The organism is Pseudonocardia charpentierae (assembly GCF_031845345.1).
GTDB classification, from domain to species: Bacteria; Actinomycetota; Actinomycetes; order Mycobacteriales; family Pseudonocardiaceae; genus Pseudonocardia; species Pseudonocardia charpentierae.
Genome location: NZ_JAVREJ010000015.1, coordinates 46,952 through 60,298 on the forward strand (window position 1 = coordinate 46,952; position 13,347 = coordinate 60,298).

Below are 13,347 nucleotides of genomic sequence, written 5' to 3' on the forward strand. Positions count from 1 at the left end.
AAGTGGGATTCAGTAGGGCCAGCGCCGGACGGGACCGAGCCCGCAGGAGCGCATGTAGCCGGCCGCGCGGGCCTGGATCGGCAGCGGGATGTGCGGTTCGACGGGGTAGAGGTCCTGCTCGATGACCGTGTAGATCTCCCGGTCCAGCTTCGCCAGCGCCTCCAGCAGCGGCGGGAAGGCCGGCTCGCCGAACGGCGGCTCGCACATCACGCCGAGCGGGACGGCCTCCGCGAGCGAGAGCTTCTCCTGACGGACCCGCTCACGGACCGCCGGCTCGACCTGCTTGAGGTGGACGTAGGTGATCCGCTCCGGGAACCGCTCGATGATCTCGATGTTGTTCCCGTCGCAGTACGAGATGTGGCCCGTGTCGAGGCAGAGGTTCACCAGCTCCGGGTCGGTGTCGGAGAGGAACCGCTCCACCCGCTCCTGGGTGTCGACGTGCGTGTCGGCGTGCGGGTGGAACACGAGCTTGATGCCGTGCTCCTCCAGCAGGTAATTCGCCAGCTCGTTCGTCCCGGAGATCAGGTTCTGCCACTGCTCGGGGTCGATGTCCGCCGACTCGGTCAGGGCCCCGCCGTGCATGTCGGTGTACTGGTCGGGCAGGTGCACGAGGTACTCGGCGCCGACCTCACGCAGGAGCTTCGCCTCGCGGCCGAAGTCCTCCTTGGCCTTGTCGAGTGCCTCCTTGCCCTTGTGCAGGCCGGCGAAGACGGTGCCACCGGTGACGGTGAGGTTGCGCTTCGCCAGCTCGTCGCGCAGCTGCCCCGGGTCCTGCGGCAGGAAGCCCTGCGGGCCGAGCTCGGTGTAGAGGTAGCCGGCCAGGGCGACCTCGTCGAGGTACTGCTCCCAGCCGACCTGGTGGTCGTCGCGGGGGAACCAGACGCCCCACGAGTCGGGCGCGGTGCCCAGGCTCAGCTTGGCCAGGTTCGGTGCCGACGGTGAGTGGTTCGGCGCGGTCATCGGTCACCCTCCGAAGGAGTCAGGTAGGGACGCTGGCGGGCCTTGTGGCCCTCGTAGGTCTTGTAGGCGGCCTGGGTGCTGTCGATCTCGGACACCTGCGAGACGGGGACGTCCCACCAGCTCTCACTGCTGGGCACGGGCGCCAGCGGGTCGCTCTCGATGTGGATCGCGACCGTGTGCGGGATCGACTTGACCCGCTCGATCGCCTCGCGGAACTCGTCGATGCCCTTGCACCGGATCACCTCGGCGCCCAGGCTCTCCACGTTCGCGGCCAGGTCGATCGGCAGCTTGTCGCCGTTGAGCAGACCGGACTCGTTGTTGCGGTAGCGGTAGTAGGTGCCGAACCGCTGCGACCCGAGGGACTCCGACAGCGAGCCGATCGAGGCGAACCCGTGGTTCTGCACGATCACCAGCACCAGCTTGACGCCCTCGGACACCGCGGTGACGATCTCCTGGGCCATCATCAGGTATGACCCGTCGCCGACGAGGGCGTAGACCTCGCGTTCGGGCGCGGCCATCTTCACGCCGAGCGCGCCGGCGATCTCGTAGCCCATGCAGGAGAAGGCGTACTCCACGTGGTACTGCTTCGGGTCCTGCGCGCGCCAGAGCATCTGCAGGTCGCCGGGCATGCTGCCGGCCGCCTGGACCACGACGGCGTCCGGTCCGACCTGCTCGTTGAGCGCCCCGAGGATCTCGGTCTGCGCCGGGAGCGGCTGGTGGTCGAGGTGGTAGGCCTCGTCGACGACGCCGTTCCAGCGGTCCTTGTGCTCGCTGTAGGCCTGCACGTAGGAGTCGTCGACCCGGTGGCCCGACAGACCTTCCGTCAGTGCCTCGAGCCCGAGGCGGGCGTCGGCCACCAGCGGGACGGCGGAGAGCTTGAAGGCGTCGAGCGAGGCGACGTTGAGGTTGACGAACCGCACGTCCGGGTTCTGGAAGGCAGTCTTGCTGGCGGTCGTGAAGTCGCTGTAGCGGGTGCCGATGCCGAGGACGACGTCCGCGTCGCGGGCCAGGGCGTTGGCGACGGGGGAGCCCGTGGACCCGACCCCGCCGACGGCCTGCGCGTGCTCCCAGAGGATGGAGCCCTTGCCGGCCTGGGTGTCGGCCACCGGGATGCCGGTGGCCTCGGCGAAGCGGCGCAGCTGCTCGGTGGCCTCGCTGTAGAGCAGCCCACCGCCGGCGACGATCAGCGGCTTACGCGCCGAGCGCAGCACCTCGACGGCGCGGGCGACGGCGGCCGGGTCGGGCGCGGGGCGGGTGATGTGCCAGACCCGCTTCGCGAACAGCTCCTCCGGGAAGTCGAACGCCTCGGCCTGCACGTCCTGCGGCAGCGCGATCGTCACTGCACCGGTCTCGGCCTGGTCGGTGAGCACCCGCATCCCGCCGAGCAGGGCGTGCGCCAGCATCTCCGGTCGCCACACCCGCTCGAAGAACCGGCTCAGCGGGCGGAACGCGTCACTGGCCTGGATGTCGTACCCGGTCGGGTGCTCCAGCTCCTGCAGCACCGGGCTGCCGACCCTCGTAGCGAAGATGTCGCTGGGCAGCAGCAGCACCGGCTGGCGGTTCGTGGTCGCCACCGCGGCGCCGGTCAGCATGTTCGTCGAGCCCGGACCGATCGACGCGGTGCAGGCCATGGCCTGGAGCCGGTTGAGCGTGCGGGCGTAGCCGGTGGCCGCGTGCACCATGCCCTGTTCGTTGCGGGCCAGGTAGTAGGGCAGGTCCGCCTCACCCGTGGTGGCCGCCTGCAGGAGCGCCTGCCCGACGCCCGCCACGTTGCCGTGGCCGAAGATCCCGAAGGCTCCCGTGATCAGTCGTCGTTCCACACCGTCGCGCTCGCTGTACTGGTTCGCCAGGAACCGCACCACCGCCTGCGCGACGGTCAGTCGCACCGTTGCCACCTGCCTGACCTCCTCGGGTCGTCGTCCCGCCCGGGCGGTCCGCCCGGGTCGGCCTGCTTCTGGGCGTGTCCCGGCACGCGCCGTGCCGCCTGTCGCCGGCCCGGTAGGCGCACCGATGTGCGCGCTGTGAGACCCGGATCGGACCGACAGTCGCACCCGGTGCACCTCGTAACCGGTTGCACGTCAGCGCTTCCCGCTGAGCGAGAAGGCGCTCCGTGAGGTCACGGTGCCTCCTCGTCACGGGACGATCTCTGCTCGCCCGGGTCGTCGCTCTGCGGATGTCCCGCCTCACCTGCGGGCGCCTGCCCCTCGGACCTGCGCCGCTCCGCGCGCCGGGTCCGCAGCCGGTCGAACAGCTCGCTCGCCCGGTGCCGATCCACGACGTCGCGACGGTGCTCCTCGCTCGACCGGGCGTGCGCGGCGGTGTCGAGCTCCAGCAGCATCCGGTCGACGAGCGTGACGAGGGCGCCGTCGAGCTCCCACAGATCGGGATGTTCGCGTGGGTCTGCGAGCAGGGCCTCAACGTGGCGCAGCCGGCCCAGGCGCAGCCGGTCCAGGGCGTCGTCGAGTTCGGCCTCTTCTGCTTTCGCCGAGCCCTCGACCTCGGCCCGCAGCAGGGCGCCGAAGGCGCGCACCGCCGCCGCCAGCTCGGTCAGCAGCTCGGTCCAGGCGACCCGGGCCCGCGCGGCGTACGCGGAGTCCGGTTCCACCATCCCGCCGCGGACCCAGTCGTCGATCGCCCGGAAGAGGGTGCGCACCGCCACCGAGCCCATCTCGAGTGCCTCGAGGCCGGCCCGCAGGCTGCGGGTGCTCTCCGGAGTGCCCAGCGCGCGGACATTGAGCCGCCGGCTCTCCTCCGCGTGGGTGAGCGCACGGTCGACGCCGGGGACGTGCCGGTTCAGTCGGCGCGCGTCGTCCAGCCAGCGGCGCGTGGCATCGGCGGTGAGTCCGAGGTCGCCGGACGTGCGGTCCACCGAGGGGATCGTGAACCAGCCGGTGCCGGTGGGGAAGAAGTTGCCCGAGTCGGTGACCGACCGGGTGGGCAGCGTCCCGGGAGTCGGTCCGATGCCCTCGGCGGCCTCCTCGAGCAGCGCCGCAATCTCTTCGGCGAGCCGCTGCACGGCCTGCCCCCCGTAGCGGCTGCGCACCGAGGGCGGGAACAGGACGTTCACCAGCACCCCGACGACCGCACCGATCAGTGTCTCGACGGCCCGGCTCGTCGCGGCCGCCTCGGCACCCGCGGTGAACCCGACGCCGAGCACGAGCATCGCGCTGATCGGCACCTCGATGAGGTTCGGTCCCAGGCGCATCAGCTGGCCGATGACGATCGAGACCGCGACGAGGATGCCGAGGCTCCACCAGGTGAGGCCGACGACCGAGGCGAACCCGAGCGCCAGCGCCACGCCGAGGACGACGGCGAACACCCGCTCGACGCCACTGAACAGCGTGCTCGACGCCGTGGCCTGCACGACCAGCAGCGCCGTCAGCGCGGCGACCAGCGGGGGCGGGTTGACCAGGCCGAGCCCCTCGGCGGCCAGATACGCCGCGACGGCGGCGCCGGCGAGGCGAGCGGCGCGGAAGGCCGCGGAACGCCAGCGACGGCGAATACGGAGAGCAGCCGTCGAGAACCGGCCCCGCAGCCGGCGTCCGAACGAGCGCCAGGTGGTGGCCACGGCCGCATCATTCCCCGCCACGACGGTGGACGGAAGAACGATCTCCGCGCCGTGTGGACCCGGCGGAACGTTGGGCTGCACCACATCCCCCTTGACTGTTTCTGAAACCGGTTTCATACTCTAAGGGTCCCCACCGAGGAGTGCAATGACTATTCGCGATGTCGCCGCACGGGCCGGCGTGTCGGCTGCCACCGTCTCCCGTGTGTTCTCCCGGCCGGAGTCGGTCACCGTCGAGACGCGGCGACGCGTGCTGACCGCTGCGGACGCCCTGCGCTACACCCCGCACCCCGTCGCCCGGTCGCTGGCCAGGGGGAACACGGGCAACCTCGGCCTGGTGGTGCCCGACATGGCGGTCGCCTTCTGCGCGGTCGTCACGAAGGCGGTGTCGCACCGGGCCCGGCGCGACGGCTACGCGCTGTTCGTCGCCGATTCCGACGACCCGTCGGCGCGGCTGGCGAGCGACGGCGTCCGATCGGCGCACGCCATGGCCAAGCAGGTCGACGGGCTCCTGCTGCTGTCGCCGACGACGGACGACGACGACCTGCGCGCCCTCGCCGACGTGGTCCCGCTCGTCGTGATCAACCGCGATCTGGCGGACGTACCGGCCGTGCTGATGCCCAGCGCGGACGGAGCGGTGGCGGCCGTCGAGCACCTGCACGCCCTCGGACACCGGCGCCTCGCCTACCTCGCCGGCCCCGCCAACTACTCCAACCGGGCCCGGTGTGAGGCGTTCACCCGGACCTGCGCCCGGCTCGGCGTCGCCGCCGTCGTGCTGGGCCCGTTCGAACCGACGTTCTCGGGCGGCGTGCGTGCGGCGGACCTCGTGCTGGCCGACGGGGCGAGCGGGGTGCTGGCCTATAACGACGACGTCGCGGCCGGGGTGGTCGGCCGGCTGGCCGACCGGGGCGTTCCCGTGCCGGACCGGCTCAGTGTCGTCGGGTTCGACGACACCTCGCTCGCCTCGATGATCACCCCGCGGCTGACCACCGTCCGGCTGCCGATGGCGCAGGCGGGGGAGGTCGCGGTCGGCCTGCTCCTCGACGTCCTGCGCGGAACCCCGGCGCGCGGCGCGGTGGAACTTCCGGCCGAGCTGATCGTGCGGGCCAGTACCGGTCCGGCACCGGAGGTGACCCCGTGACGGACGCCCTGCACGGCTCCGAGGGTGGGACGCACCGTCGCGCCCGGGTCCTCTCCCGTCTGCGGGAGGTCGGTGTCCTCTCCGTCGCCGACCTGGCCCGCGAGCTCGGCGTCTCGCACATGACGGTGCGCCGCGACCTGCAGCGCCTCGAGATGACCGGCCACGTCCGCACCGTGCACGGGGGAGTCGGGCTCGCCGTCGGCGGTTCCGACGTCCGCAGGCCGGGTGCGGCCGAGGACCGGGCCGGGGCCCGCCGCGTGGCGCGCCGGGCGGCCGAGCTGGTGGGCGCCGGCGACAGCGTCGCCCTCGACGCAGGCCCGGTGGCCTACGAGCTCGCCCGGGCCCTGCCTGAGGACTTCACCGGGTCGGTCGTCACCCACTCCATGCCCGTCATGCACCTGCTCGCCGAGCGTGCCGGGGAGCCGGCCGGTCCGCGGCTGGTCGTCCTGGGCGGTGAACTGACGGGCCGTCGGCAGGCGCTCGTGGGCCCGGCCACGACCGACGCGATCGCCGGGCTGCGGGTGCGGACCTTCTTCCTCGACGCCGCCGCGGTCGACCTGCGCGGCACCTACGCCTGCACCACCGCCGAGGCCCGGGTGGAGCGCGGGCTGGCCGAGATTGCCGACGAGGTGGTCCTGCTGGCCCCGGCCACGGCCTACACCGACTCCGCACCCGCGCTGGTGGCCACGTTGAACCGGCTCACCGCTGTGGTGTCCGACGGATGGCCGCCGGCCCCCGTCGCCGCCGCACTCGACCGTGCCGGTGTCGCCCTGCACATCGCGAACTGACGCGGGTCGCTCACGCCCGCATCCGGGTCGGAGCCGCCGCGGCGAGCGGATGACCGTGTGGCTCGACCGCGCGGCGCAGCGACACGGTGGACGTGAGTTCCCGGCGGAGGCAGCGCGCGGCCGTCAGCAACGGAGGGAGAGCGACCTCGACCGCCTCCAGTCCGGGGCTCGCGACGTCCACCTCGATGGCGGCGACCGCCCGCCCGTCGACGTCGAACACCGGCACGGCGACGGCGCCGGCACCCGGATGGAGCTCGCGGTCACTGAGTGCGAAGCCGTGCGTCCGGACCTTCTGCAGCGCGCGCTCCAGGTCGATGGGGCAGGACAGCGTTCTGGTGGTGTACCGGGGAAGATCGCAGCCACTGATGACCCGGCTCAGGGATCGTGGACCGAAGGCGAGCAGTGCCTTGCCCATGGCCGTCGCGTGGAGGGGCAGCCGTGCGGGATTGGGGAACAGCGTGCCCGGCTCCACCCCGGCCTTCTTCTCGACGTAGGCGACCTCGACGCCCTCGACCACACCGAGGCGGGCGGTGGTGTGCAGCGAGGCGGCGAGATCCTCCACGACGAACGGCCCACGCTCGCGCAGCGTCGCTGCCTTCGCCACGTACGGCATCTCGCGGAGGCAGGTTCCGGGCCGGTAGGTGTTGGCGTCGGATCGTTCGACGAGGGAGGTACGCACGAGATCGTTGAGCAGCCGGTGGACCGTCGACACCGCCAGGTTGGTGTGCATGGCGAGCTCGGACAGCGTGTAGTCCCGGCCGTTCGCGAACGCGACCAGGATGGCGGCGAGCTTGCTCGTGACCGTCCGACCCGGCTCGTTCGAGTTCCCCGCCATCCATTTCCTCCGTCCGCAGTGACGCGGCGACTTTAGGCGAAGAAAGCCGGTCGGCGCAGATTCGAGTCACCTTTGGGCTCGATGAGTGACGAAATGTTCGGCATTCGACAGCGGTTGTGCGATCGTGAACACCTTTGTGGTGTGCAGGCCCCGACGTCAGGTGGATCGGGCAGTCACGGGCCCCGTACTGCCGCGCACGATCAACTCCGACGGGAGCTCGTACCGGCGGACGCCGCTGTCGTCGCCGCGGACGTACCTGATCAGCAACTGGGTGGCCGTGGCTCCGGCGGCGGCGGCGGGGATGTGGACCGTGGTGAGGCGCGGAGTGACCATCTCGGCGAGTGCCGTGTCGTCGTGGCCGACGACGCTGATCTGCTCGGGGACCCGCACCCCCCGGTCCGCGAACCTGGTCAGCAGTCCCGCGGCGATGTCGTCGTTGAAGGCGACGACGGCCGTCACTCCGGCCGCGAGGACGAGGTCGGCGGCGCGGACGCCCGACGAGAACCGCGCCGGAAAGGGGCCGAGGACGACGGGTTCGAGCCCGAGCCGGGCACAGGCGGCCTGCAGTCCGGAGGTTCGGGACTGGTTGGAGTAGCCGTCGGGCCCGGCGAGATACGCCACCTCCCGGTGGCCCAACGCGTGCAGGTGCTCCACGGCGTGCCCCGTGGCCTGGGCCGACTCGGTCAGGACGGCAGGGACGCTGTCGAGAAGCCTGTTGGTCACGACGACGGGCACGATGTCGGCGAGCTCCCGGAGGCATGCGTCCGACGCCTGTGGCGACGTCAGCAGCAGACCGTCCACCTGCGGGGCCAGGGCCCGGGCCTGTCGCTCCTCGTCGTCGACGAGTTCCTCCGACGCCGTCACGAACAGTGCGTACTCGGCGTGCCGCGCCTCCTGCTGGGCCGCCTTGATGATCATCGCGGAGAACGAGTTGGCGATGTCGGGCACGACGATGCCCAGGTTGCCGGTGCGGCGGCGGGCGAGCGAGCGCGCGACCGGGTTCGGCGCGTACCGCAGTTCCTCGGCGGCGGTCAGCACCCGCTGCCGGGTTCCGGGCGCGACGGTCTCGGGCTGGCTGAACACCCGCGACACCGTCGCAGGCGAGACGCCGGCGCGCGTCGCCACATCCCGGATCGTCATGGCCCTCCTTGGTCGCGACGACTGTGTAACCGGTTTCGGCCCGTTACTCAAGTGGGGTGGCGGATGACCGCGTGGCCGACGGGGGCGGAAGGTCGTCGCGTCATGCCTTTCCGGTGGTGTGCGCATGGTGCCGATCGCACGCGGAATGTGCATTCACGCGCACTTCCGGGGTGTCCGGGGCCGGAATGCCGGGAAATGGCCGACGGGAAACGTGAACGGTCGACGAGGCGCTGTCACCCAGCGGGAACCACTGCGGCGGAGCCCGTCGGCGCCCTAGGCTCCGGACCCGACGGTCGGAAAGTCCGACGTGCGCCCCACGGCGCGCACCACGAGGAGGACCGCGTGACCGCTCCCGATCTGGAGCCGCTGCCCGACGGTGTGCTGGAGACCTTGCGGCAGGTGAGCACGTCGACGATCGCGACGCAGTTGTACAAGCGGGGGTTCCGGCAGCCCCAGCTGCTCGGCGTGAAACCGATCAGCGAGGTGGCCGACGGCTTCGTCGGCGAGGCGTTCACGATGCGGTTCATCCCGATGCGCGAGGACGTCGACGGGGTGGATCCCTACCGCAGCGGCAACACATTCCAGTGGGAGGCGTTCGAGGCGCTGCAGCCGGGTCAGGTGCTGGTGGTCGACTCCTACCGGACGGCGACGGCGGCCTCGGGCGGGGACATGTTGATGACCCGCGCCTGGAAACGTGGCGCCGCAGCGGTCGTGACCGACGGCGGCCTGCGCGACGGGCACGTGCTGGCGCAGATGCCGTTCCCGACCTACGCGTCCGAGATCACGATCACGACGCGGGCGGCGCAGCACCACGTGGCGGACCTGAACGTGCCCATCGGTTGCGCCGGTGTGGCCGTCTACCCGGGTGACGTGCTGATCGGCGACCGCGACGGGGTTCTCGTGATTCCGCGGCACCTGGCGGCCGAGGTCGCCGAGCAGGGCCTGGAGCAGGAGAAGCTCGAGGCGTTCGTCAGTACCAAGATCCACGCTGGCGAGCCGCTGTGGGGCAACTATCCTCCGGGTGACGAGGTGAAGGCCGAGTACCAGGCGTCGCTGAAGGAGGCCGACGGTTCCCCCGGCCCGGGCGAGAACCCGTCCTGAGCGGGATGGACGTGCACGTCGTCCCGCGGAGGGGTAGGACGGTGTCGACGAGAAGGAGTGCGGCATGACGATCGAGAGCCCTGCCGGTCAAAGTTCTGCTGGGCAGAGTTCTGCCGGACAGCGGCATCGCGTGGTCGTGGTCGGCGGGGGCTTCGGCGGGTTGAACGCCGTCCGTGAGCTGGCCGACGCGGACGTCGACGTGACGCTGGTCGACCGGACGAACCACCACCTGTTCCAACCGCTGCTCTACCAGGTAGCGGCGGGCATCCTGTCGCCCGGACTGATCGCGCCTGCGCTGCGCGGCATCGTCAAGAACCAGGCCAACGCCCGCGTCCTGCTCGCCGACGTGAAGGAGCTCGACCTCGAGGCGAAGGTGGTCCACGCGACGGGTCCGGACGACCGCCCGCTCGACCTGCCGTACGACACGCTGATCGTCGCGGCCGGGGCGACCCACTCCTACTTCGGCAAGGACGAGTTCGCCGAGTTCGCGCCGGGCATGAAGACGATCGAAGACGCCCGGTTCACGCGCGACGCGATCCTGTCGAAGTTCGAGATGGCCGAGGAGGCCGCCGACCCGGCGGAGCGGGCCGAGTGGCTGACGTTCGTCGTGATCGGCGCCGGCCCGACCGGGGTCGAGCTGGTGGGGCAGATCGCCGAGCTGGCCCACTCGGTGCTGCCGCGCGACTACCGGTCGATCAACACCCGCGACGCGCGGATCGTGCTGCTCGAGGGCGCGCCCTCGGTGCTGCCGCCGTTCGACAAGAAGCTGCAGGCCTACACCCATCGCCAGCTCGAGAAGATGGGCGTGGAGGTGCACACCAACTCGCTCGCGACCTCGATGGACCACGAGTCGATCACCTTCAAGAGCCCCGAGGGCGAGCAGACCATCCGGGCCCGGACACGGATCTGGGCCGCAGGCGTGGCGGCGTCCCCGCTGGCCAAGCAGCTCGCCGCGAAGGCGGGCCTCGAGACGGACCGGGCGGGACGGATCCCGGTCAACCCCGACTGCACCGTCGCGGGACATCCCGAGGTGTTCGCGATCGGCGACATGGTGTCGCTGAACAAGCTCCCCGGGGTGGCGCAGCCTGCGATGCAGGAGGGCAAGTACGTCGGCAAGGTCATCAAGAAGCGCCTGGCGGGGGAGAAGGACACCGCCCCGTTCAAGTACTTCGACAAGGGCTCGATGGCGACGATCGGCTACCGGTCGGCGGTGGCGGACGCGTTCAAGTTCAAGGTCACGGGCGTGATCGCCTACGCGATGTGGGCGTTCATCCACGTGCTCTACCTGGTCGGCTGGGGCAACCGCCTTCTCACGCTGTACCAATGGCTGCGGAACCTGGTGTTCACCAAGAATCGCAACCACCGGATCATCACCTACAGCCGCGCGAAGAAGGACATCAACACGGGTCGCATCTACAAGACCGGACGCCTGTCGGCGATCCTGCCCGCGGTGAGCAGGCCGGACGACCTGAACCGTCCGCTCGCGGTGCCGACCCGGCCGGCCTCGGAGACGCGCTCGGGGGCGTGACGGCGCCGGAGTACGACCCGTTCAGCGCCGCGTTCCAGGCCGATCCGTTCCCGGTGTACCGGTGGATGCGCGACGAGGCGCCGGTGTTCCACAGCCGTAAGTGGGGCTGGTGGGCGCTGTCGCGGTTCGACGACGTCCGTGCGGCGGCCACCGACGCGGAGACGTTCCTCTCCTACGAGGGGATCGACATCGACGACACGGCGAAGGACCAGAGCGGGCCGGGCTTCCTCCCGGACATCGACAACCCCCGGCACGACCAGATCCGCCGGATCGTGCAGCCGCAGCTGTTGCCCAACCGGATCGCCGAACGCGAAGACGCGGTCCGCGCCGTCGTCCGCGGGCTCGTCGACCGCTGGCGGGACCGGGGGAGCGTCGACCTGGCGCAAGAGCTGGCGTGGCCGATGCCCAACGCGGTGTTCTTCGACCTGCTGGGGCTTCCCGCGACGGGCCCGGACCGGGCGCAGCTGGAGCGCTGGGTGCACGAGCTCAAGGACCGCAAGCCGGACGACTCCCGCCTGACGCCCGTGGCCAAGGCCGCGACGGCCGGCATCCAGTCCTACTTCGTCGATCTACTCCACGAGCGCCGACGGGAGCCGCGTGCGGACCTCGTGACGCACCTCGTCCGGGCCGACATCGACGGGGTGCCGTTCGCCGAGGAGCACATCGGGCCCGCCTCGGAGATCCTCGGCCTGATGATGGTGCTGTTCCTCGGCGGCGTGGAGAGCACCGCCGGCCTGACCGGCACCCTGTTCAAGCTGCTCGCCGAGAACCCGGACCAGCGCGAGCTGCTGCGCGCGGATCCCTCGCTCATCCCCGACACCGTCGAGGAGGCGATCCGCGTGGCCACGCCGCTGCAGCTCGTCGGGCGCACGACCTCCCGCGAGGTCACCCTGCACGGCGTGACCATCCCGGCCGGCGGTCGGGTCGTCCTCGTCTACGGCGCCGCGAACCGCGACGAGCGCCGCTTCCCCGAGCCCGAACGGTTCGACGTCACGCGGGGCAGGCAACGCCACCTCGGCTTCGGCGAGGGCCTGCACGGCTGCCTCGGCGCGCCGCTGGCCCGGCTCGAGGCGAAGGTGGCGCTGGAGGAGGCGCTGCCGGTCCTGGGTGACTACACGATCTCCGCACCGCCGGAGCGCTACCGCACCACGCCCAACATGTACGTCTGGGACCGCCTGCAGCTGTCGTTCCCGGTGACGGCGGCACGTCGGCCTGCGCCTCCCGTCACCCGGCTCGAGACCGGCGGTCATCACACCGACGTCACCGTCGTCGGCCGGGAGCTCGAGGCCACGGTGCGCCTCACCGCGAAGACGGTCGTCGCCGACGGCGTGGTGGCGCTGACCCTCGAGCCGGCCGACGGCGGCGCTCTGGCTCCGTGGACGCCCGGCGCGCACGTCGATCTCATCTTGCCGGACGCCCCGACGCGGCAGTACTCGCTGTGCGGGGATCCCGGCTCCGGCACGTACCGGCTCGGCGTGCTCCGTGACCCGGGCGGTGGCGGCGGGTCACTGTACGTCCACGACACGCTGCAGGAAGGTGACACCGTCCGGATCCGCGGCCCGCGCAACAACTTCGCCCTCGCAGCCTCGCCCCGCTACCTGTTCCTCGCCGGCGGAGTCGGTATCACCCCGATCCTTCCGATGATCGCCGAGGCGGAGGCCGCCGGCGCGCAGTGGCGCCTGGTCTACGGCGGGCGGCAGCGCGCGTCCATGGCCTTCCTTGACGAGCTGGCCCGCTACGGCGACCGCGTGACGATCGCGCCGCAGGACGAGACCGGCCTCCTCGACCTCGACGCCCTGCTCGGCACGCCCGAGCCCGACACCCTGGTCTACTGCTGCGGCCCGGAACCGCTGCTCGCGGCCGTCGAGCAACGGTGCGCGTCGTGGCCGTCGCGCACCCTGCACGTCGAACGGTTCGCCCCGCGGTCGGTCGGCGCGCCGGTCCGTGCAGAGGCGTTCGAGGTCGAACTGGCCCGTAGCGGAATGACCCTGACCGTCCCGCCGGACCGCTCGATCCTGGACCTCGTCGAGGAGGCGGGCATCGGGGTGCTGTCGTCGTGCGCCGAGGGAACCTGCGGCACCTGCGAGACGCCCGTGCTGAGCGGGCGGCCCGACCACCGCGACTCCGTGCTCACCGAGGAGGAGCGACGGGCCGACGACTGCATGCTCATCTGCGTCTCCCGGTCGTGCACCGACCGGTTGGTCCTCGATCTCTGATCAGCCCCCGATCCACGGCATTCCTTGTCGTATCGTAAAGTAAGTGGGGACCACGGACCGACGTGGAACCAGA

The 13,347-nt window shown here is 71.4% G+C and carries 10 protein-coding genes; 5 read left to right on the forward strand and 5 right to left on the reverse strand.

Annotated elements, in window-relative coordinates; all coding sequences use genetic code 11:
• Positions 1 to 9 precede the first annotated feature (9 nt).
• The 3 genes from RM445_RS20220 to RM445_RS20230 all read right to left on the reverse strand — a co-directional run bounded on the left by RM445_RS20220 (position 10) and on the right by RM445_RS20230 (position 4,528).
• Entirely contained in the window at positions 10 to 960 is a 951-nt protein-coding gene (locus RM445_RS20220; RefSeq protein WP_311558336.1) for a TIM barrel protein, read from the reverse strand.
• Positions 957 to 2,855 carry a 3D-(3,5/4)-trihydroxycyclohexane-1,2-dione acylhydrolase (decyclizing) gene (gene iolD / locus RM445_RS20225; protein WP_311558337.1) on the reverse strand — a complete coding sequence of 633 codons (1,899 nt, stop codon included), beginning with the start codon at positions 2,853 to 2,855 and terminating at the stop codon, positions 957 to 959. The genes RM445_RS20220 and iolD overlap by 4 nt, the downstream gene beginning before the upstream one ends.
• 221 nt (positions 2,856 to 3,076) lie before the next feature.
• On the reverse strand, positions 3,077 to 4,528 hold the full coding sequence (locus RM445_RS20230) for an FUSC family protein (protein WP_311558339.1): 1,452 nt from the start codon (positions 4,526 to 4,528) through the stop codon (positions 3,077 to 3,079).
• Between the two features lie 145 nt (positions 4,529 to 4,673).
• On the opposite strand from RM445_RS20230, the gene RM445_RS20235 reads away from it, so the two are divergent.
• The gene (locus tag RM445_RS20235) at positions 4,674 to 5,666 is read left to right on the forward strand and encodes a LacI family DNA-binding transcriptional regulator (RefSeq protein ID WP_311558341.1); all 993 of its coding nucleotides are present in this window, start codon (positions 4,674 to 4,676) and stop codon (positions 5,664 to 5,666) included.
• Entirely contained in the window at positions 5,663 to 6,454 is a 792-nt protein-coding gene (locus RM445_RS20240; protein ID WP_311558342.1) for a DeoR/GlpR family DNA-binding transcription regulator, read from the forward strand. Before RM445_RS20235 ends, RM445_RS20240 begins: the two co-directional genes overlap by 4 nt.
• Positions 6,455 to 6,464: 10 nt before the next feature.
• Here the strand turns inward: RM445_RS20240 and RM445_RS20245 are convergent, their stop codons facing one another.
• A complete protein-coding gene (locus RM445_RS20245; RefSeq protein ID WP_311558343.1) occupies positions 6,465 to 7,289 on the reverse strand; it encodes an IclR family transcriptional regulator in 825 nt (274 codons plus the stop codon).
• A 156-nt stretch (positions 7,290 to 7,445) separates the two neighbouring features.
• Positions 7,446 to 8,429, reverse strand: coding sequence for a LacI family DNA-binding transcriptional regulator (locus RM445_RS20250; protein WP_311558344.1), 984 nt, complete (start codon positions 8,427 to 8,429; stop codon positions 7,446 to 7,448).
• Positions 8,430 to 8,771: 342 nt separating this feature from the next.
• On the opposite strand from RM445_RS20250, the gene RM445_RS20255 reads away from it, so the two are divergent.
• From RM445_RS20255 to RM445_RS20265, 3 genes are all read left to right on the forward strand, one after another.
• A complete protein-coding gene (locus tag RM445_RS20255; RefSeq protein ID WP_311558345.1) occupies positions 8,772 to 9,530 on the forward strand; it encodes an RraA family protein in 759 nt (252 codons plus the stop codon).
• A 64-nt stretch (positions 9,531 to 9,594) separates the two neighbouring features.
• Positions 9,595 to 11,058 carry an NAD(P)/FAD-dependent oxidoreductase gene (locus RM445_RS20260; protein ID WP_311558347.1) on the forward strand — a complete coding sequence of 488 codons (1,464 nt, stop codon included), beginning with the start codon at positions 9,595 to 9,597 and terminating at the stop codon, positions 11,056 to 11,058.
• A complete protein-coding gene (locus RM445_RS20265) occupies positions 11,055 to 13,274 on the forward strand; it encodes a cytochrome P450 (RefSeq protein WP_311558348.1) in 2,220 nt (739 codons plus the stop codon). Before RM445_RS20260 ends, RM445_RS20265 begins: the two co-directional genes overlap by 4 nt.
• Positions 13,275 to 13,347: the final 73 nt, after the last annotated feature.